Below are 18811 nucleotides of genomic sequence, written 5' to 3'. Positions count from 1 at the left end.
CCAGGGCGGAACCCAGGGCTGACCGGCAGCCAGCAGTCGGCGATGAGCGGTCGTGGGGGGGGGGGGGGGGGGGAGAGGGGGGGGGGGGGGGGGGGCGCCCCCCCCCCCCCCCCCCGCCGCGTTGTCACTCCACAAGGAGGGAATCCATGTTCTCGTACCGCCGCACGCCCGAGCTCCCCACCCGCGAGGAGGCCCTGACGGGCCGCGCGGAGCCGCTGTTCGCCCTGCCGGAGAAGCACACCGTGCTGGGCAACCCGCTGGCCGGCCCGTATCCGGCGCACCTGGAGGTCGCCGACTTCGGGCTGGGCTGTTTCTGGGGCGCGGAGCGCAAGTTCTGGCAGACGCCCGGGGTGTGGACGACACTGGCCGGCTACCAGGGCGGCTTCACCGAGAATCCGACGTACGAGGAGGTGTGCTCGGGCCTGACGGGCCATACGGAGGTCGTCCGCGTGGTCTTCGACCCCGCGCAGGTCTCCTACGCCACTCTCCTGAAGCTCTTCTGGGAGTCCCACGACCCCACCCAGGGCTTCCGCCAGGGCAACGACGTCGGCACCCAGTACCGTTCGGCGCTCTACACGCACTCCCCCGCCCAGCAGGCGACGGCGGAGGCCTCCCGCGAGGCGTACCAGCAGGTCCTCGGCTCCTCGGGCTACGGCCGGATCACCACGGCCGTACTCCCTGCGGAAGAGCGCCCGTTCTGGCCGGCGGAGGCATACCACCAGCAGTACCTCGACAAGAACCCGGGCGGCTACTGCGGCATCGGCGGCACGGGCGTCTCCTGCCCGATCGGCGTGGCCGCGGCGCCCGGAGAGTGAGCGGCGCCCTGCTGCCTGCAGGGGCCGCCGGCGCGGACGGCGCCGGCGCGGACGGCTGGACGAAGGTGGTCTGCTGCTGCCCGCGCTGTGGGGCCGCGCGATGACCGGCGTGGCTGCCGGCGTCGTCGCTGCCCCGTCGGCGGCCAGCGCCGCCCTTACCGTTGCGCCCCTTGACGGCCCCTCAGCGAGGCTCGTCGGCCCGCGACCTGAACGGGGCGCCGAGCGGCGCGAGAAGAACCCGTCGGAGTGAGCCGGTCAGATCGTCGAGGCGTCGATCACGAACCGGTAGCGGACGTCACTCGACAGGACGCGGGCGTAGGCCTCGTTGACGCGGTCGGCGTCGATGAGTTCGATCTCCGCGCCCAGGCCGTGCTCCGCGCAGAAGTCCAGCATCTCCTGGGTCTCGGCGATCCCGCCGATCATCGATCCGGCGAGGGTCTTGCGGCCGCCGATGACGGAGAAGAGGTTGAGGGAGACCGGCTCCTCCGGAGCGCCCACGTTGACGAGCGCGCCGTCGACCTTCAGCAGGCCCAGGTAGGCGTCCAGGGCCAGCGGGGCCGAGACGGTGGACAGGATCAGGTCGAAGGTGCCGGCGAGCTCCTCGAAGGTGGTGTCGTCGCCGGTGGCGTGGAAGTGGGTGGCGCCCAGTCGTCGGCCGTCGGCCTCCTTGCGGAGGGTCTGCGACAGGACGGTGACCTCCGCGCCCAGTGCGTGCGCCATCTTCACGCCCATGTGGCCGAGGCCCCCGAGGCCGACGACGGCGACCTTCTTGCCCGGGCCCGCCTGCCAGTGCCTCAGCGGCGAGTAGAGGGTGATGCCGGCGCACAGCAGGGGGGCGGCCTCGTCCAGGCCGAGGCCCTCGGGGATGCGGACGGTGTAGTTCTCGTCGACGACGAGGTGGGTCGAGTATCCGCCGTATGTGGGCTCGCCGTCCCGGCCGAGGGCGTTGTAGGTGCCGGTCATGCCCTGCGCGCAGTACTGCTCCTGGCCGTTTCGGCAGTGCTCGCAGACGCGGCAGGAATCGACCATGCAGCCGACGCCCACCCGGTCCCCGACGCTGAACCGGGTGACGTCCGGGCCGACTTCGGCGACGATTCCGGCGATCTCGTGGCCGGGGACCATGGGGTAGATGCCCTCGCCCCATCCGTCGCGCACCTGGTGGATGTCGGAGTGGCAGATACCCGCGTACTTGATGTCGACGAGGACGTCGTGCGGGCCGACGGGACGGCGCGGGACCGTGGTGCGCTCCAGCGGGGCGCCGGGGGCGGTGGCTGCGTACGCGGCGACCCGGGTGATCGGGGCGGCGGGGGTGTGCGCGGTGGCGGTGACGGACATGGGGGCGCTCCTCGAAGCGGTGGTGTCTGCGGTGCCCCCACGCTGCCGGTCCGCCGCGCCGGCACCCAGACCCCTGTCCTTCCTACGACTGGCGAACCTACTACTGGTGGGGTCAGGCTCACGCCCTCCGGGCGGCGTGCCGCCCGGTGATACTGGGCGGCATGGACCAGCTTGATCAGCGAGCATGCCTGGGCGAGTTCCTCCGCTCCCGCCGCGCACGGCTGCGCCCGGAGGACGTGGGCATGACGGACTACGGGCGCCGGCGGCGCGTGCCGGGGCTGCGCCGAGAGGAACTGGCGCAGCTGGCCGGGGTGTCGGTCGCGTACTACACGCGTCTGGAGCAGCGCGACGGGCACAACGTGTCGGCGGAGGTGCTGGACGCCATCGCGCGGGCCCTGCGCCTGGACGGGACCGAGCGGGCGCACCTGATGGACCTGGCCCGGCCGAAGGCGCGCAGGCGCCGCCAGAGCCGGCGGCCGCAGCAGGTGCGTCCGGCGCTGCGCACGCTGATGGACGCGATGGAGGGCGTCCCGGCCTACCTCGTCGGGCACCGCCAGGACGTCATCGGCTGGAACCGGTTGGCCGCCGCGGTCTTCGGGGACTTCGGGGCGCTTCCCGCGGCGGAGCGGAACCTGGTCCGGCTGATGTTCCTGGACCCGGCAACCGCGGAGCTTTACGGGGAGTGGGAGTGCCAGGCGTGCTGGGTCGTGAGCAACCTGCGGCTGTACGCGGGCCAGCACCCGGACGACGAGCAGCTGTCGGCGCTCGTCGGGGAGTTGTCCGTGAAGAACGAGGAGTTCCGGCGGCTGTGGGCGGCGCACACGGTGGCGGACAAGACGCACGGCGTGAAGCTGCTGCGCCACCCGCTGGTGGGGGAGATGCGCCTGTCCTTCGAGACGCTGACGCTCCCCGACGATCCGACGCAGTCCCTGGTGACCTTCCATGCGGAGCCGGGCTCGGCTTCCGAGGACGCACTGCGCCTGCTGGCGTCCTGGGACGCGCAGAGGACCGCCGAAAAGGCCGGCGAAAAGCCCGGCGAGGAGGCCGGCGGGCAGGCTGCCGGGAGAGCCGCCGGGCAGGCCGTGTGACCCGCGGCGGCGGCCCGCATCCCGGATCCGGCTACAGCTTGGTCTGGTAGATGCCGACGCCGCGCTCCCGCCGGTAGCCGAGCGCCTCGTTGACCGCCCGCATGGGGCCGTTCTCGTCCGCCACCGTGGTGGCGATGCGGCGCAGTCGCGGGTGGCGGGCGGCGGCCTGCGCGGCCATGTGGCGTTTCACGGCGCGTCCGAGGCCGTGGCCGCGATGGGCGGGTACGACCACCGTGTCGTACTGGAGGGCGCTCGTGCCCGTGGGATCCGGCAGGACGATCTCCGTGTACGCGGCCACCTCGCCCCCGGGGGTCACCGCCGCGACCGTGATCATGTCCCCGCCCCGGTCGAGTATCAGCTGCTGGAGGGTGTGCAGCCGCTGGGCCGACCAGGTCTGGATCCGCTCGTCCATGTCCCCGGTCGGCGCGTCCTCCATGGCCGCGCGGGCCGCGGCGGCGGCCGGCGCCCACGCGTCGGGCACGAGGCCGTACCAGGTCAGCAGCTCGTATCCGGGTATGGCGAGGGCCTGCGCGGAACTGTCCGCCATGACGCCCGCCTGCGCGCCGCCGGCCGGGATGTCCTGTGCGTACCAGGCCATCGGCAGGACGTTCTCGAAGCCCATCGCCTCCGCGAAGGCCTGGCCGGGACCGCCGAGGTCGAGCATGACCGCGACCGAGGTCCGACCGTCCGCGAGCAGTTCCTCGCGGACCCGCTCCCACAGGGCGGTGCCGATGCCCCGGCGGCGAGCCCCGGGACGCACGGTCAGCGCGTCCAGGAACGCGGTGTGCGTGTTGCCCTCCTCGGTGAACAGGAGCAGCGCGGCGACACCCTCGCACTCCCCCTCGCCGGCCGTCCACAGCAGGGGCCGGCCGCGCACGGGCGTCACGCGCAGCCGCCCGGCGACCTCCACCCGGGAGGGCGGCGGCAGCTGCGGCAGGTCGGTGGCCGCGGCGGCGGTCAGGACCGCCAGCCAGGCGTCCACCTCGGCGTCGGACGGGGGCAGGGCGAGAGAGTGGATCATCATGGCCCGACCCTAGGGCGCGCCCGGGCGCGCCGCCCGGGGGTTTTCGGTCACCGTGTCCGGCACGACCGGGTCCGCCGTCCCCTCGGGAACGCCGAACGGCGGGGAACCCGTGGGGTTCCCCGCCGTTGGCGTTCGTGCGGCGTGCCGCGTGCCGCGCCCGCGCGTCAGGCGTCAGGCGTCAGGCGTTAGGCGTCAGGCGGCCGAGCCGGCCTTCCAGTCGGCCCAGCTCATGTTCCAGCCGTTGAGGCCGTTGTCCGGCTTGATCGTCTTGTCCGGGGAGTTGACCACGGTGACGACGTCGCCGATGAGCGAGTTGTCGTAGAACCAGGCGGCCGGCTGGTTCGGGTCGCCCGCGCCCTTGACGTCGTTCAGGCCCACGCAGCCGTGGCTGGTGTTGGCACTGCCGAAGATCGAGTCCGCGCCCCAGTAGTTGCCGTGGAGGAAGGTCCCGGAGTTCGACAGGCGCATGGCGTGCGGAACGTCCTTGATGTCGTACTCGCCCTTGCCGTCGGCGTCCGTGAAGCCGACGGTGGCACCGTTCATCCGGGTCTCCTTGAACTTCTCGGAGATCACCATCTGGCCGTTGTAGGTCGGGGTGGCCGGGGCGCCCGCGGAGATCGGGATGGTCTTGATGACCGCACCGTCGCGGGTGACCGTCATCTTCTTCGTCTTCGCGTCGACCGTGGAGACCTGGCTGCGGCCGATCTTGAAGGTGACGGTCTTGCTCTGGACGCCCTGGACGCCGGGAGCACCCTGGACCCCTTCCAGCGCGAGCTTCAGCGTGACGGTGGAGCCCGCCTGCCAGTACTGCTCGGGGCGGAAGTCCAGGCGCTGGGCGCTGAACCAGTGGCCGACGACCTCCTGGCCGCTGCTGGAGGAGACCGTGATACCCGCCTGGACGGCCTTCTTGTCCTTGATCGCCTTGTTGAAGGTGATCGAGACCGGCATGCCGACGCCGACGGTCTGACCCTCCTCCGGCACGAACGAGGCCACGAAGCTGTTCTCCGGGGAGATGGTGGTGAAGGAGGCGTTCTCGTGCGCTTCCTTGCCGTCCGCGTCCTTGGCCGTCGCCGAGAGGGCGTACTTGGTGGAGCGCTTGAGCGCGCCCTTGGGCTTCCAGCTCTTGCCGTCGGCGGCCATGTCGCCGGCCACGGCCGTGCCCTCGCTCGTCTTGAGCTCGACCTTGGTGAGCGTGCCGTCGGCGACGGTGACGTTCGCCGCGTCGTTGAGACCGACGTTGGTCGCGCCGTCCTTCGGCGCGATGGTGATCTTGGCCTTCGAGGCGTCCTTGGCCGCTGCCGCGTCCACGTCCGCCTGGGACTTGCTGGCCTCCCCGTTGCTCTTCGGGTCCCCGCCCCCGCCGCCCCCGTCGTTGCACGCCGAGAGCACCAGTACGCCGCCGAGCATGACGGATATGGCCGCCAGGGACCTTCTCCGTCGCTTGCTGTCCGTCCTCACACGCCACTCCATCGTTGCCGGTAACCCCGAGACCGCCGTCCCGGGGTTGGCCCGGCAGGGGGCGCACCCCCCTGCCCGGTCCTGACAACGCGTTAACGACGCTGGCCGGTTCCACATTCCGTTGGGATGTGGGCAACCACACGGTCAGGCGTTGTCGGGTTCTTCGTCGAAGTCCCCATCTTCCTCGTCGAGGTCCCACTCCATCGACTCGGGGTCGTATTCGACGGGCTCGCTGCTCCAGGAGGCCTGTGCCAGCTCCACCCCGGGGATGTCGAGGACCAGGTCAGTGGGGTCGACGAGGTAGGCGAGGGCTTCCGATTCGTCTTCCCGGACGGCGGCTTCCGCATGGCTGCGCTCCTCGTCCGGCATGAACTCGTCGGCCTTGATGTGGGCGAGCGCGGCACCGGTCAGCGCCTGGGCGTCCGGCACTTCAAGCACCAGATCCACCCGAAGTCGTACATATCGTGATGTCTCAGAAGGGTTCATACGACGGAGAGTAAGCCCGCGGAAGCCCTGACTTTCCCACGACCCGCCCCTTTCCGTAGCATCGGCGCACACGGCCAATTCGCTGCTGCCACAAGGGGGATCGCACCGTGTCCGCACGCCGTCCGCTGCTCACCGCTCTCGGAGCGACCACCCTCCTCGCCGCCCTGTGGTTCGTGCCCTCGGCGGGCGCGACCGCCCCGGAAACGGCGCAGCGCACCTCCGCCGTGCCCGTGGGCGCGAACACCGCGGAGGCGGCCGACGGGGCGGCGGCCAGCGGGACGGTCACGGGCTCGGCGCCTTCCGCTTCGGGCTCGCGGCCCTCGTCCCTCTCGCTCGCCGACACCGGTTCCGTCGAGACCGCCCCGTACCTCCTGGGCGGCACCTTCTGCCTCGGCGTCGGGGCCGCGTTCGTGGCCTTCTCGGTGCGCCGCTCCCCCGGGTCGTAGCCCCGCGGACGCGTACGACGGCGACGGGCCGCCCCGGGGGATCCCGGGGCGGCCCGTCGCCGTGCTGCGCAGGTGCCGCTCGTCAGACGAGCGGACCCGTCACGGTCTCCACCGCGGCGAGCAGCCCGCCCGTACGGACGAACTCGTCGGCGGCGGCCAGGTCGGGCGCGAGGAAGCGGTCCGGCCCGGGGCCCTGCACGCCTGCGGCACGGGCGGCGGCGATCGCGGCCAGGCTGGCCGGGGCGGCCGTCAGGCCGTGGCGCAGCTCGATGGCGCGGGTGGCCGCGTACAGCTCGATGGCGATGATCCGCGTCAGGTTGTCGACGGCGGTGCGCAGCTTGCGCGCGGCCGACCAGCCCATCGACACGTGGTCCTCCTGCATGGCGGAGGAGGGGATCGAGTCGGCCGAGGCCGGCACCGCGAGCCGCTTCATCTCGCTGACCAGGGCGGCCTGCGTGTACTGGGCGATCATCAGACCGGAGTCCACGCCGGCGTCGTCCGCGAGGAACGGGGGCAGGCCGTGCGAGCGGTTCTTGTCGAGCAGCCGGTCGGTGCGCCGCTCGGCGATGGAGCCGAGGTCGGCGGCGGCGATGGCGAGGAAGTCCAGTACGTAGGCGACCGGGGCGCCGTGGAAGTTGCCGTTGGACTCCACGCGGCCGTCGGGCAGCACCACGGGGTTGTCGACGGCGGAGGCCAGCTCGCGCGAGGCGACCAGGGCGGCGTGCGCCATGGTGTCGCGGCCCGCGCCGGCGACCTGCGGGGCGCAGCGCACGGAGTAGGCGTCCTGCACGCGCGGCGCGGACTCCTCCTGGAAGTGCCCGGTCAGCCCGGAGCCCTTCAGCACGGCGGCCATGTTGGCGGCGGAGGCGCCCTGGCCGGGGTGCGGGCGGATGGCGTGCAGCTCGGGCTGGAGGACCTTGTCGGTGCCGAGCAGCGCCTCCAGGGTGAGGGCGGCGGTGATGTCGGCGGACTTGTAGAGCCGGTCGAGGTCGGCGAGGGCCATGACCAGCATGCCGAGCATGCCGTCGGTGCCGTTGAGGAGGGCGAGGCCCTCCTTCTCGCGGAGCTCGACGGGCTCGATGCCGTGCTCGGCGAGCAGTTCGCCGGCGGGGCGGACGGTGCCGTCGGGGCCCTCGGCGTCGCCTTCGCCCATGAGCGCGAGCGCGCAGTGGGACAGGGGTGCGAGGTCGCCGGAGCAGCCGAGGGAGCCGTACTCGTGGACGACGGGGGTGATCCCGGCGTTGAGCACGGCGGCCATGGTCCGCGCCACGGAGGGGCGCACTCCGGTGTGGCCGGAGGCGACGGTCTTGAGCCGGAGGAACATCAGTGCGCGGACCACCTCGCGCTCGACGCGCGGGCCCATGCCGGCGGCGTGCGAGCGGACGATGTTGCGCTGGAGCTGGGCGCGCAGCTCGGGACTGATGTGCCGGGAGGCGAGGGCGCCGAACCCGGTGGACACCCCGTAGACGGGTTCGGGCTTGGCGGCCAGCGCGTCGACGATCTCGCGGGCGCGGGCGAGTGCGTCGAGCGCCTCGCCGGACAGCTCGACCCGTGCGTTGCCGCGGGCAACGGCGATGACGTCCTCGGCGGTGGTACCGGACGTCCCCACCACGACAGTGTGCATATCCATATTCAGCACCCTACGGATTGAATCGCTACATGTCACTAGCTGGAACTGTCACGATCGCGCAGCCACTGGACCCCTTACTCGAACGAGGCGCCGGCATCCGGCCCCGCGGTCACTGGCGGCCCCGGAAGCGCCGCCGCTCACCCGGAGCCTCCTGGGCGGCGGCGTCCGCCAGCCGCACCACCGCCGTGTCCCGGCCCGCCACCACCGGCGCGGCCGAGCGCGCCGCCTTCGCCTTGTACTGGGCGGCGTCCGCGAGGCGGAACAGCCGCCGGGAGGACTTCACCGGCCCGATCGGGTCGCCGGTGGAGGCCACCCCGCAGGCCACGCCCTCACCCAGTTCCAGTTCGGCGGCGCGCGTGCACAGCTCCTCGCTGACCCGGACGACGTCGTCCGCCGGCGGGCCGACCCCGACCAGGCAGAACTCGTCGCCGCCCAGACGAGCGACCAGCGCGCCCGGCAGTATGGCCCCGCACAGGCTCAGCACGGAGCCGAAGCGCTCCAGCAGCCGGTCGCCCATGGCGTGCCCGAGGGTGTCGTTGACCTTCTTCAAGCCGTTCAGGTCGCAGACGACGAGACTGACGACGACACCGGTCCGCCGGTGCTCGTCCAGGGCCTCGTCGAGGCGCATGTCGACGGCCCGGCGGTTGGCGAGCCCCGTCAGCGGGTCGGTGAAGGCGAGTCGCCGCGCCTCCTCCAGGCGCTCGTTCTGCGCGAGGCCGGCCGCGACCACGGCGGCGAGCACGGTGGCGAACTCCGCGTCGTCGTCGTCGAAGTCGGGCAGCCCCTCGTCCCGGGCGACGTACAGCTCGCCCCAGGCCCGCCCGCTGAGCACGACGGGCGCGACCACGCACGTGCCGCGACCCCGGCGGCGCAGGGCCTCGCCGCGCCGCCCCGGCCGGTCGCCGACGGCGCTCTCGACCCAGGCGTGCGGGCCGCCGCCGCCCACCCACCGCTCGTGCAGGAACTCGGTGATCTCGGGGAAGTCGTGCACCGGATAGGACTCGTCCTCGGGGAACTCCTCCTCGCCCGCGCGCCGCTCGCCCTCGTTGACGAGCACGCGCAGGCACCCGCGCTCCCGCTCCCACGCGGAGATCGCCGCGAACGAGCCGTCCATCGCCAGGCGCGCGCCCCGCGCGGCCGCACGCACACTGTCGCGCGGCGTGCTCGCCGCGGCCATCGCCTGGGCGAGGCCCACCACGGCTCGCAGCCGCCCGTCAGCTCCCATCACCCCAGGTTAGGGAGTTTTGTCGGATTTTGAGATAATTGGCGCGAGTTTCGATCCCACCAAGATCGCCACCGGGGCGCCCGCAGGCCCTCCCGGGCCTCCGGGCGGGCCCGCGTCGCGGGTCCGCCCCCGAGGTGCTACTCCCCCGGCCAGTTCGGCTTGCGCTTCTCGTTGAAGGCCGCCACGCCCTCTGCCCGGTCGCCGGAGAAAGCGACCGTCCGCCAGGCGGCGTCCTCGATCTCCAGGCCGGCCGCCAGGTCCATGCCGTGCCCCAGCCGCAGTGCGCGCTTGGCGGCCCGCAGGCCCACCGGCGAGTTCGCGGCCATCCGCGACGCCAGGGCCAGCGCCTCGGCCGTGTCCCGGCCCGCCGGCACCACGGAGTCGACCAGTCCCAGGGAGAGCGCCTCGGCGGCCTCCACCCGGCGTGCGGTGAAGATCAGCTCGGCGGCGCGCGCCGCGCCCACGCGGCGCGGCAGCAACTGCGTACCGCCGCCGCCCGGGATCACACCCACGGAGACCTCGGGCAGGCCCACCACCGCGGTCTCGTCGGCCACGATCACGTCGCAGGCCAGCGCGAGCTCGAAGCCGCCGCCCAGCGCGAAACCGTGCACCGCCGCGACCGTCGGCATCGGCAGCTCCAGCACGCCGCCGTAGGCCCCGCGCGTGGTGGGCCGCTGCCGCACCAGCTCGGCGTCGGAGAGCGAGTTGCGCTCCTTGAGGTCGGCCCCCACACAGAAGGCCCGCTCCGCGGCGGAGGAGAGCACGACCACCCGCGCGGAACGGTCCGCCGCCAGCGCGGCGCAGGCCGCGCCGATGGCACGGGCCATGTCGGTCGAGACCGCGTTCATGGCCTTGGGGCGGTCCAGGACCAGCTCCGCGACCCCGCCCTCGTGGCGGCGTACCGCCACGAACTCCGACTCGAACTCGGACGCCATAGGACCCTCCCGGTTAACGAACGTTACCCCGGGATATTAGGGGGTCTCCGTCGGATCGGGACGGCCCGCGGCGCATTGCAGTCCGGTCGTGACGTCGCCGGGCCCGACCGCCGCGCGTGGGGGCACACACACCCGTGCGCACGGCCCGCGCCACCGGGCGGCCGCGCGGGGCGCGCCGCGGGTCAGCGGCGCTTGCGGCGGGTCAGGGACCAGGGCTCCACGACGCCCAGACCGCGCACCGGCCGCTGCCACATCGGCTGGAGGGCGAACCGGTAGGCCGCGCCCTCGCCGGGCTCCGCCTCCGCCTCCTTCTCCGACACCGGCGCGGCGCCGGTCCGGGAGAGCTCCTCGGCCATCGCCCCGTCCACCAGCACGGCGTCCTTGGGGGCTATCGACGTCAGGCGGCTCGCGAGGTTCACCGTGGTCCCGAAGACGTCGCCCATCCGCGTCGTCACCGTGCCGAAGGCGATCCCGACCCGCAGCTCGGGCATCTGCGCGTCGGCCTCCATCGTCTCGATGAGCCGCAGCGCGATCTCCGCGGCGGTCGCCGCGTCGTCTGCGCAGTACAGCACCTCGTCACCGAGCGTCTTGATCAGCCGGCCGCCGTACGCGGCCACCAGGTCCGCCGCGGTCGTCTCGAAGGACTCGACGAGCTCGCCGAGCTCCTCCTCCTCCAGCCGACGCGTCAGACGGGTGAACCCGACCAGGTCGGCGAAGCCCACCGCGAGCCGCCGGTCGACCATCTCCTCGTCGTCCGCGACCTGCACCACGCGCCCGGTGGCCGCCGCCAGCTGGCGCCGCCACACGTAGACGAGGAACTCCTCGAGCTCGGGCAGGAGCAGCTCGACCAGGGGGTACGTGACCTCCGTGCGGGTCATCCCCGGCTCCGGCGGCTCCGTGAGCCCCTCCAGGAACGAGTCGATCTGCCACTCCGCCAGCCGCGCCGTGGTCTGCCCGGTGGACCGTGCCACCTGCACCGCCATGGGCTCGGACAGCAGCCCGGCCTCCACCAGGCCGGCGAGCCGGCGCAGGGCCAGTACGTCCGCCTCGGTAAGCGCCCGGGCCTGGCCGATGTCGGCGAAGCCCATGGCCCGCCAGAAGCGGGACGCGAGCTCCATCGACACGCCGGCGCTGCGGGCGGCCTGGAAGGGGGTGTACCGCCGCTCGGCGCCCAGGATCAGCTGCTCCAGGCGGATCGCGAGAGGGTCCGCCGTCGGCTGCACGGTGTGGTCGACCTCGTGGTGGGGGGTGTGCTGGTCGCGCCCGATCGGGGTGCCCGGACCGCTGGGGCCGGGGGCGGACGCGCCGGAAGCAGAGTCGTCGACGGTCAAGGGCCGCCTCCTGTCCATTCCGTGCGCACTGCCCTGCCGAACCGGTTGATCACCACGAGCAGCGGGATCGCCTAAACCATACGGCAGGTGTGCCGTAGCTCACTCCCCCTCCCCGGCTTCGATCCGGCGCAGGCCCCGGGCTCCCCAGGGCTCCGCTCAAGGCCGCACGCACCCGAAAGGCAAAATTCCGAGCATTTCGCCGCCCGCCCGGCCCCACCCCGTCAGTGCACGGACCGCAGGTGGACGACGTCGCCGGCCCCCACCGCCTCGTGGGTGCCTTCGGCCGTACGGATCACCAGGCGGCCATCGGTGTCGACGGCTTCGGCCGTTCCGGTGAGGGTGCGCCCGCCCGGGAGCTCCGCGCGCACGTGGCGGCCGAGCGTGGCGCAGCCCGCCGCGTAGGTCTCCTGGAGGCCGCTGGCCGCCGGGTCGCCACCGGCGGCGCGCCAGTTCCCGTACCACTCCTCCAGCGACCGCAGCACGGCCTTCAGCAGGGGCTCGCGGTCGGTCACGGTGGCCTTGGCCAGCAGCAGCGACCCGGCGGCAGGCACCGGGAGCTCCTCCTCGGTCAGGGTGACGTTGAGCCCGATCCCGACGATCACGCCGTCCTCGACCCGCTCGGCGAGGATGCCGCCGGTCTTGCGCTCTTCGCCGTCGACGGTGACCAGCAGGTCGTTGGGCCACTTGAGGGCGGTGTCCACGCCGGCCGCCCGGGAGAGCCCGGTCGCGGTGGCCACGCCGGCCAGCAGGGTCAGCCACCCCCACCGCTCCTGCGGCACCGCGTCCCCCGGCTTGAACAGCACCGAGAAGAACAGCCCGGACCGGGCCGGAGCGACCCAGCTCCGGTCGAGCCGGCCGCGTCCGGCGCGCTGCTCCTCGGCGACGAGCACGGCCCCCTCGGGCAGCTCCGCCGCCCGGGCGGCGAGGTCGGTGTTGGTGGACCCGGTGGAGGCGACCACCTCCAGAGAGGTCCACAGCCCGTCCCCGGTGACGAGGGCCCGCCGGAGCGCGGCGGCATTGAGCGGCGGCCGGTCCAGGCTCGACCAGCGACCTGCGGATGCTCCTGCTGAGGCGTCTGATGACATGGTCGGATTCCTTATGTCGCCGTGTGTGATCCTCTGACCCGGGTTCGTGGTCGGACCCTGACTGACCCTAACTTCCCCCCTGTGGGGAATTCTGCGGTAAATCGGTCATTCACGTTCCGTGTCCACCCCTACGACGCGCGGGCGACGGGACCCTCCGAGACATTCGACTGCATGCCGAAGGTCCATGACCCGAGAGAGCCGTCCGTGAGGGCGGGAAGGCTTCCCCTTAGGGAAGGCGACGAGGCCAAGCAACCCAATGCAGGTGTGTCAAACGCCGCACTGCCGAGCGCCATGCCCGCCGATACGCTACGCACCAGTAGCCAGCAGTAGTCAATCAATTGACCAGGCAGTTGACACCATGCAGGGAGCCGCGACCCCGATGTCACATCCGTCAGAGCCGATCGACATGCACACCACCGCGGGCAAGATCGCGGATCTGCAGCGCCGCATCGACGAAGCCACCCACGCCGGTTCCGCCCGCGCCGTGGAGAAGCAGCACGCCAAGGGCAAGCTGACGGCGCGTGAGCGGGTTGCCCTACTGCTGGACGAGGGATCCTTCGTCGAGCTGGACGAGTTCGCCCGGCACCGGTCCACCAACTTCGGGCTGGAGAAGACCCGACCCTACGGCGACGGCGTCGTCACCGGTTACGGCACGGTCGACGGCCGCCCCGTCGCCGTGTTCTCGCAGGACTTCACGGTCTTCGGCGGAGCCCTCGGCGAGACCTTCGGCCAGAAGATCATGAAGGTCATGGACTTCGCGCTGAAGACCGGCTGCCCGCTCGTCGGCATCAACGACTCCGGCGGCGCCCGCATCCAGGAGGGCGTCAGCGCACTGGGCATGTACGGCGAGATCTTCCGCCGCAACGTCCACGCCTCCGGCGTGATCCCGCAGATCAGCCTGGTCGTCGGGCCCTGCGCCGGCGGCGCCGTGTACTCGCCCGCGATCACCGACTTCACGGTGATGGTGGACCAGACCTCGCACATGTTCATCACCGGCCCGGACGTCATCAAGACGGTCACCGGCGAGGACGTCGGCTTCGAGGAGCTGGGCGGTGCGCGCACGCACAACAGCACGTCCGGCGTCGCGCACCACATGGCGGGCGACGAGAAGGACGCCATCGAGTACGTGAAGTCGCTCCTGTCGTACCTGCCCTCGAACAACCTCTCCGAGCCGCCCGCCTTCCCCGAGGAGGCCGACACCGAGGTCTCCGAGAGCGACCGCGAGCTCGACGTGCTGATCCCGGACAGCGCCAACCAGCCGTACGACATGCACACCGTGATCGAGCACGTGCTCGACGACGCGGAGTTCCTGGAGACGCAGTCGCTCTTCGCGCCGAACATCCTGACCGGTTTCGGCCGGGTCGAGGGCCATCCGGTGGGCGTCGTGGCCAACCAGCCGATGCAGTTCGCCGGCTGCCTGGACATCGACGCCTCCGAGAAGGCGGCCCGCTTCGTGCGGACCTGCGACGCCTTCAACATCCCGGTGCTGACGTTCGTGGACGTGCCGGGCTTCCTCCCGGGCACCGACCAGGAGTACAACGGAATCATCCGGCGCGGCGCCAAGCTGATCTACGCGTACGCGGAGGCCACCGTGCCCCTGATCACCGTCATCACCCGCAAGGCCTTCGGCGGCGCGTACGACGTCATGGGCTCCAAGCACCTCGGCGCGGACCTGAACCTCGCCTGGCCGACCGCCCAGATCGCCGTCATGGGCGCCCAGGGCGCGGTGAACATCCTGCACCGCCGCACCCTCGCCGAGACCGCTCCCGAGGAGGTGGAGGCGACCCGGACCCGGCTCATCGCCGAGTACGAGGACGCGCTGCTCAACCCGTACACGGCGGCGGAGCGCGGCTACATCGACGCGGTGACCATGCCGTCCGAGACCCGCGCGCACGTGGTGAAGGGGCTGCGGCAGCTGCGCACCAAGCGGGAGTCCCTGCCGCCGAAGAAGCACGGCAACATCCCCCTCTAGTCCCTCCAGGAGGTCACCGTGGTGATCAAGGTCGTCAAGGGCAATCCGACCCCGGAGGAGCTGGCCGCCGCACTGGCGGTGGTCCAGGCGCGCGCGGCGCTGCTGGCCTCGTCGGCGCCGTCGGGCGCCCCGCAGGTCGCGGACGAGTGGTCGACGCCGGCCCGGGTGGCACGGCGGCGGCTCCCGCAGCCGGGCCCGCGGGCCTGGGGCCGGACGTACTGGCCCGGGTGACCGGGCCGGGCCGGGCAGCCGGGATGGCGTGAACGCGGGGTGGCGCCTGAGTACCCGTACTCAGGCGCCGCACCCGTCCTCGGGGCCAGGATCGGAACATGCTCTGGTCCGACCCGAAGAACGAGCCGCCCAAGGACATGCGCGACGCGCAGGCGATGATCCGGCGGCTCACCGTGGTGCTCGCCCTCGCCATGCTCGTGGTGGTCTACGTCCTCGGTGTGAGCCACTTCTGAGCCGCCCCGGGGCGCACCTACGATGGCGGGCATGACTGCCACACCCCAACCCGCGAGCGTGCGCAAGCTCGTCCTCGCCTCCGCCTCCCCCGCCCGGCTGAACCTGCTGCGGCAGGCCGGTCTCGCCCCGCACGTGATCGTCAGCGGTTTCGACGAGGACACCCTGGACCACGACGAGCCGGCCCGGCTGGCGCTGGCGCTGGCCGAGGCGAAGGCGGCCGTCGTGGCGGCCCTGGACGAGGCCGCGGGCGCCCTGGTGATCGGCTGCGACTCGGTGCTGGAACTGGACGGCGAGGCGCTGGGCAAGCCCGCGGACGCCGAGGAGGCGACCGCACGCTGGAAGTCGATGCGCGGCCGGGCGGGCGTGCTGCGCACCGGGCACTGCGTGATCGACACGGTGACCGGGCGGCAGGTCTCGGCCACGGCCTCGACGACGGTCCGCTTCGGCGAGCCGACGGACGCGGAGGTGGCGGCGTACGTGGCGAGCGGCGAGCCGCTGCACGTGGCGGGGGCGTTCACCCTGGACGGGCTGTCGGCGCCGTTCATCGACGGCATCGACGGGGATCACGGCAACGTGATCGGCCTGTCGATGCCGCTGCTGCGCTCCCTGCTCGGCGAACTGGACGTGTCCATCACGGACTTGTGGGCTTGATCTCCCCGAGCGCCGGGGGCGGCGGCGAGGCGTCCCGGACCGGGTCTGCGCCGTCGCCGTCCCGGGCGGTGGGGTAGAGCGTCAGAACCAGGACGAGCAGGCACAGGATCAGCATCAGCGCCGCGAAGGCCGCCCAGCCGACCAGGCCGACGGCGAGCATGCCGAGCACCGCGTGGGTGACGGCGGCACCGATGAGCACGACGCGGGCGAACCGGCCCGGCGTGCGGTCGCGCAGCGCGGCGAGGGCGGTGAGCACGGCGCACAGCAGGAGGAAGGCGCCCATGCCCGCGCCCATGGCGTAGGTGGCCTTGGACATGACGTCCGGATCGCTGCCCGCGATGGACATCGACTGGTTGGCCGTGGTCCGGCCCAGCACGATGTGGACGAGCACCAGCACGGCGGCTTCCGCGACCAGCACGATCGCGGCCAGTCCGGCCACGAGTCTTCGCATCACGTGCACCCACCCCCCAAGCGCCATACGCCCGTTCGACGCCTGGAGGCTACTAACGGGTAGCCCGGTGGGCAATAGATGCGCCCGCATCGCCCGTCCGGGGTACACGCCCGGCGCGCTGCGGCCCGGCGACACCACTGTCGGCCGACCCGCTGTGGGTACGGTGTTGTCCCGGTTCGCCCCGCCGGACGACGGAGCTACCAATCAGTAAACAAGGGGACAACTCCTCGCTCGCCAGCAAAGAAAATGTGGGCCGTTCGTAGGGACTCGACAAAGAATCACCCGGGGCCGCTGACCGGGGAGACAGAGACCTTGGATACATGACGGGGTTACTGTGCAGTCGGGGATCCCCCTGACCTGGGGCGCCACAAGGGTTCTCCGGCGGATCGGGCCTCGCATCACACTCTGTGTGGGCAAGGTCACCACCGGGGAAGGGTCGAAAGGCCGTGTGGGCTGTCCCTAAACTCAGCTTGTTTCAAGGAGGGAGCCATCGTGCGCAAGGTGCTCATCGCCAACCGTGGCGAAATCGCTGTCCGCGTTGCTCGGGCCTGCCGGGACGCCGGGATCGCGAGCGTAGCCGTCTACGCCGATCCGGACCGGGACGCTCTGCACGTCCGCGCGGCCGACGAAGCTTTCGCGTTGGGCGGTGACACCCCGGCCGCCAGCTACCTGGACATCTCCAAGGTCCTCCAGGCCGCCGCCGACTCCGGTGCGGACGCCATCCACCCCGGATACGGCTTCCTGTCCGAGAACGCCGACTTCGCCCAGGCCGTGATCGACGCCGGTCTGACCTGGATCGGCCCGCCGCCGCAGGCCATCCGCGACCTCGGCGACAAGGTGGCCGCCCGTCACATCGCCCAGCGCGCCGGTGCGCCGCTGGTCGCCGGCACGCCGGACCCGGTCTCCGGGGCCGACGAGGTCGTCGCCTTCGCGAAGGAGCACGGCCTGCCGATCGCCATCAAGGCGGCCTTCGGCGGTGGCGGTCGCGGCCTGAAGGTCGCCCGCACCCTCGAAGAGGTGCCGGAGCTCTACGACTCCGCCGTCCGCGAGGCCGTCGCCGCCTTCGGCCGCGGCGAGTGCTTCGTCGAGCGCTACCTCGACAAGCCGCGCCACGTCGAGACCCAGTGCCTGGCCGACTCGCACGGCAACGTCGTCGTCGTCTCCACCCGTGACTGCTCCCTGCAGCGCCGCCACCAGAAGCTGGTGGAGGAGGCCCCCGCGCCGTTCCTGACCGAGGCCCAGAACGCGGAGCTGTACGCCGCGTCCAAGGCCATTCTGAAGGAGGCCGGCTACGTCGGCGCCGGCACCGTCGAGTTCCTGGTCTCCGCGGACGGCCTGATCTCCTTCCTCGAGGTCAACACCCGCCTCCAGGTCGAGCACCCGGTCACCGAAGAGGTGGCCGGCATCGACCTCGTCCGCGAGATGTTCCGCATCGCCGACGGCGAGGAGCTCGGCTACGGCGACCCGGTCCTGCGCGGCCACTCCATCGAGTTCCGCATCAACGGTGAGGACCCGGGCCGCGGCTTCCTCCCGGCGCCCGGCACGGTGACGAAGTTCGTCGCGCCGACGGGCCCGGGCGTCCGCCTCGACGCGGGCGTCGAGTCCGGCTCCGTCATCGGCCCGGCCTGGGACTCCCTGCTGGCCAAGCTGATCGTCACCGGCGCCACCCGCGAGCAGGCGCTGCAGCGCGCCGCCCGCGCACTCGCCGAGTTCGAGGTCGAGGGCATGGCCACGGCCATCCCCTTCCACCGTGCGGTCGTCGCCGACCCGGCGTTCGCCCCCACCGACGGCGGCCCGTTCACGGTCTACACGCGCTGGATCGAGACCGAGTTCGTCAACGAGATCCCCGCGTTCACCGCTCCCGCCGCCGAGGAGACCGACGACGAGCCGGGCCGCGAGACGGTCGTCGTCGAGGTCGGCGGCAAGCGCCTCGAGGTCTCGCTGCCGTCCTCCCTCGGCATGACCCTGGCCCGTACGGCCGCCGCGGGCGGCGCGAAGCCGAAGCGCCGCGCGGCCAAGAAGTCCGGTCCGGCCGCCTCCGGCGACACGCTCACCTCCCCGATGCAGGGCACGATCGTCAAGGTCGCGGTCGAGGAGGGCCAGCAGGTCACCGAGGGCGAACTGATCGTCGTACTCGAAGCGATGAAGATGGAGCAGCCGCTCAACGCGCACCGCTCCGGCACCGTCGTCGGCCTCACCGCGGAGGTCGGCGCCTCGGTCACCTCGGGCGCCACGATCTGCGAGATCAAGGACTGACGCCCGGCCCGCGGAACGCACCCGGCCCCCAGGACCCGTTCGGGTCCTGGGGGCCGGTGTCATGTGCGGGCCTTCTGGCTACCAGGTGCCCGCCGTTGCCTCCCAGCTCCTCAGGTGGTCGTTGAATCCGCCGTCGGGCCGGGCCAGGCACTCCCGCA

At 72.3% G+C, this 18811-nt stretch carries 18 protein-coding genes; 8 read left to right on the top strand and 10 right to left on the bottom strand.

All coding sequences use genetic code 11. The features are described 5' to 3' along the window. The first annotated feature begins 146 nt into the window (after nucleotides 1-146). Nucleotides 147-815 carry a peptide-methionine (S)-S-oxide reductase MsrA gene (msrA, locus tag ACZ6JS_RS21410; protein WP_469299901.1) on the top strand — a complete coding sequence of 223 codons (669 nt, stop codon included), beginning with the start codon at nucleotides 147-149 and terminating at the stop codon, nucleotides 813-815. A gap of 255 nt (nucleotides 816-1070) precedes the next feature. Here the strand turns inward: msrA and ACZ6JS_RS21405 are convergent, their stop codons facing one another. Next, entirely contained in the window at nucleotides 1071-2150 is a 1080-nt protein-coding gene (locus tag ACZ6JS_RS21405; protein ID WP_469299899.1) for an NAD(P)-dependent alcohol dehydrogenase, read from the bottom strand. A gap of 161 nt (nucleotides 2151-2311) precedes the next feature. Here ACZ6JS_RS21405 and ACZ6JS_RS21400 point away from each other — a divergent pair, with 161 nt between their 5' ends. After that, nucleotides 2312-3238, top strand: a complete 927-nt coding sequence (locus ACZ6JS_RS21400) for a helix-turn-helix transcriptional regulator (RefSeq protein ID WP_469299897.1) — start codon at nucleotides 2312-2314, stop codon at nucleotides 3236-3238. 31 nt (nucleotides 3239-3269) lie between these two features. Here ACZ6JS_RS21400 and ACZ6JS_RS21395 read toward each other — a convergent pair whose 3' ends face one another. The 3 genes from ACZ6JS_RS21395 to ACZ6JS_RS21385 form a co-directional block, all read right to left on the bottom strand. Further along, nucleotides 3270-4262: a GNAT family N-acetyltransferase gene (locus ACZ6JS_RS21395; protein WP_469299895.1), complete on the bottom strand. Its 993-nt coding sequence runs from the start codon at nucleotides 4260-4262 to the stop codon at nucleotides 3270-3272. Nucleotides 4263-4454: 192 nt separating this feature from the next. Beyond that, the gene (locus ACZ6JS_RS21390) at nucleotides 4455-5732 is read right to left on the bottom strand and encodes a L,D-transpeptidase (protein ID WP_469299893.1); all 1278 of its coding nucleotides are present in this window, start codon (nucleotides 5730-5732) and stop codon (nucleotides 4455-4457) included. Nucleotides 5733-5864: 132 nt separating this feature from the next. Next, nucleotides 5865-6158: a hypothetical protein gene (locus tag ACZ6JS_RS21385; RefSeq protein WP_031149761.1), complete on the bottom strand. Its 294-nt coding sequence runs from the start codon at nucleotides 6156-6158 to the stop codon at nucleotides 5865-5867. A gap of 155 nt (nucleotides 6159-6313) precedes the next feature. On the opposite strand from ACZ6JS_RS21385, the gene ACZ6JS_RS21380 reads away from it, so the two are divergent. After that, nucleotides 6314-6652 carry a hypothetical protein gene (locus ACZ6JS_RS21380; RefSeq protein ID WP_469299891.1) on the top strand — a complete coding sequence of 113 codons (339 nt, stop codon included), beginning with the start codon at nucleotides 6314-6316 and terminating at the stop codon, nucleotides 6650-6652. Between the two features lie 82 nt (nucleotides 6653-6734). Here the strand turns inward: ACZ6JS_RS21380 and hutH are convergent, their stop codons facing one another. The 5 genes from hutH to ACZ6JS_RS21355 all read right to left on the bottom strand — a co-directional run bounded on the left by hutH (nucleotide 6735) and on the right by ACZ6JS_RS21355 (nucleotide 12858). Continuing rightward, nucleotides 6735-8276, bottom strand: a complete 1542-nt coding sequence (gene hutH / locus ACZ6JS_RS21375) for a histidine ammonia-lyase (RefSeq protein ID WP_469299946.1) — start codon at nucleotides 8274-8276, stop codon at nucleotides 6735-6737. 115 nt (nucleotides 8277-8391) lie between these two features. After that, nucleotides 8392-9507 carry a GGDEF domain-containing protein gene (locus tag ACZ6JS_RS21370; RefSeq protein WP_469299889.1) on the bottom strand — a complete coding sequence of 372 codons (1116 nt, stop codon included), beginning with the start codon at nucleotides 9505-9507 and terminating at the stop codon, nucleotides 8392-8394. Between the two features lie 137 nt (nucleotides 9508-9644). Continuing rightward, entirely contained in the window at nucleotides 9645-10442 is a 798-nt protein-coding gene (locus ACZ6JS_RS21365) for an enoyl-CoA hydratase/isomerase family protein (RefSeq protein WP_469299887.1), read from the bottom strand. A gap of 182 nt (nucleotides 10443-10624) precedes the next feature. After that, entirely contained in the window at nucleotides 10625-11773 is a 1149-nt protein-coding gene (locus ACZ6JS_RS21360) for an adenylate/guanylate cyclase domain-containing protein (protein WP_469299886.1), read from the bottom strand. 221 nt (nucleotides 11774-11994) lie between these two features. Continuing rightward, a complete protein-coding gene (locus ACZ6JS_RS21355) occupies nucleotides 11995-12858 on the bottom strand; it encodes a biotin--[acetyl-CoA-carboxylase] ligase (RefSeq protein WP_469299884.1) in 864 nt (287 codons plus the stop codon). Between the two features lie 379 nt (nucleotides 12859-13237). On the opposite strand from ACZ6JS_RS21355, the gene ACZ6JS_RS21350 reads away from it, so the two are divergent. The 4 genes from ACZ6JS_RS21350 to ACZ6JS_RS21335 all read left to right on the top strand — a co-directional run bounded on the left by ACZ6JS_RS21350 (nucleotide 13238) and on the right by ACZ6JS_RS21335 (nucleotide 15946). Next, entirely contained in the window at nucleotides 13238-14830 is a 1593-nt protein-coding gene (locus ACZ6JS_RS21350; RefSeq protein WP_469299882.1) for an acyl-CoA carboxylase subunit beta, read from the top strand. 18 nt (nucleotides 14831-14848) lie between these two features. Beyond that, the gene (locus ACZ6JS_RS21345; RefSeq protein WP_469299881.1) at nucleotides 14849-15061 is read left to right on the top strand and encodes an acyl-CoA carboxylase epsilon subunit; all 213 of its coding nucleotides are present in this window, start codon (nucleotides 14849-14851) and stop codon (nucleotides 15059-15061) included. Nucleotides 15062-15159: 98 nt separating this feature from the next. Continuing rightward, nucleotides 15160-15294, top strand: coding sequence for a morphogenic membrane protein MmpB (mmpB, locus tag ACZ6JS_RS21340; RefSeq protein ID WP_257856429.1), 135 nt, complete (start codon nucleotides 15160-15162; stop codon nucleotides 15292-15294). A 22-nt stretch (nucleotides 15295-15316) separates the two neighbouring features. After that, the gene (locus ACZ6JS_RS21335; protein WP_469299879.1) at nucleotides 15317-15946 is read left to right on the top strand and encodes a Maf family protein; all 630 of its coding nucleotides are present in this window, start codon (nucleotides 15317-15319) and stop codon (nucleotides 15944-15946) included. Here ACZ6JS_RS21335 and ACZ6JS_RS21330 read toward each other — a convergent pair. After that, a complete protein-coding gene (locus ACZ6JS_RS21330; protein ID WP_469299877.1) occupies nucleotides 15927-16397 on the bottom strand; it encodes a hypothetical protein in 471 nt (156 codons plus the stop codon). The genes ACZ6JS_RS21335 and ACZ6JS_RS21330 overlap by 20 nt on opposite strands. A 492-nt stretch (nucleotides 16398-16889) precedes the next feature. Here ACZ6JS_RS21330 and ACZ6JS_RS21325 point away from each other — a divergent pair, with 492 nt between their 5' ends. Further along, nucleotides 16890-18653, top strand: coding sequence for an acetyl/propionyl/methylcrotonyl-CoA carboxylase subunit alpha (locus ACZ6JS_RS21325; RefSeq protein ID WP_469299875.1), 1764 nt, complete (start codon nucleotides 16890-16892; stop codon nucleotides 18651-18653). Nucleotides 18654-18811 lie beyond the last annotated feature (158 nt).

The sequence above is a fragment of the Streptomyces sp. NPDC046349 genome, assembly GCF_055587885.1.
Note: the sequence above shows the minus strand (reverse complement) of the source record. Positions and strands in the feature narration are given on the sequence as shown.

Excerpts from the sequence above, each read along its gene's own strand:
- hutH (WP_469299946.1), bottom strand. The coding sequence starts at position 8,276 with ATGCACACTGTCGTGGTGGGGACGTCCGGTACCACCGCCGAGGACGTC.
- ACZ6JS_RS21390 (WP_469299893.1), bottom strand. The coding sequence starts at position 5,732 with ATGGAGTGGCGTGTGAGGACGGACAGCAAGCGACGGAGAAGGTCCCTG.
- ACZ6JS_RS21330 (WP_469299877.1), bottom strand. The coding sequence starts at position 16,397 with ATGCGAAGACTCGTGGCCGGACTGGCCGCGATCGTGCTGGTCGCGGAA.
- ACZ6JS_RS21395 (WP_469299895.1), bottom strand. The coding sequence starts at position 4,262 with ATGATGATCCACTCTCTCGCCCTGCCCCCGTCCGACGCCGAGGTGGAC.
- ACZ6JS_RS21405 (WP_469299899.1), bottom strand. The coding sequence starts at position 2,150 with ATGTCCGTCACCGCCACCGCGCACACCCCCGCCGCCCCGATCACCCGG.
- ACZ6JS_RS21350 (WP_469299882.1), top strand. The coding sequence starts at position 13,238 with ATGTCACATCCGTCAGAGCCGATCGACATGCACACCACCGCGGGCAAG.
- ACZ6JS_RS21400 (WP_469299897.1), top strand. The coding sequence starts at position 2,312 with ATGGACCAGCTTGATCAGCGAGCATGCCTGGGCGAGTTCCTCCGCTCC.
- mmpB (WP_257856429.1), top strand. The coding sequence starts at position 15,160 with ATGCTCTGGTCCGACCCGAAGAACGAGCCGCCCAAGGACATGCGCGAC.
- ACZ6JS_RS21365 (WP_469299887.1), bottom strand. The coding sequence starts at position 10,442 with ATGGCGTCCGAGTTCGAGTCGGAGTTCGTGGCGGTACGCCGCCACGAG.
- ACZ6JS_RS21335 (WP_469299879.1), top strand. The coding sequence starts at position 15,317 with ATGGCGGGCATGACTGCCACACCCCAACCCGCGAGCGTGCGCAAGCTC.
- msrA (WP_469299901.1), top strand. The coding sequence starts at position 147 with ATGTTCTCGTACCGCCGCACGCCCGAGCTCCCCACCCGCGAGGAGGCC.
- ACZ6JS_RS21355 (WP_469299884.1), bottom strand. The coding sequence starts at position 12,858 with ATGTCATCAGACGCCTCAGCAGGAGCATCCGCAGGTCGCTGGTCGAGC.
- ACZ6JS_RS21370 (WP_469299889.1), bottom strand. The coding sequence starts at position 9,507 with ATGGGAGCTGACGGGCGGCTGCGAGCCGTGGTGGGCCTCGCCCAGGCG.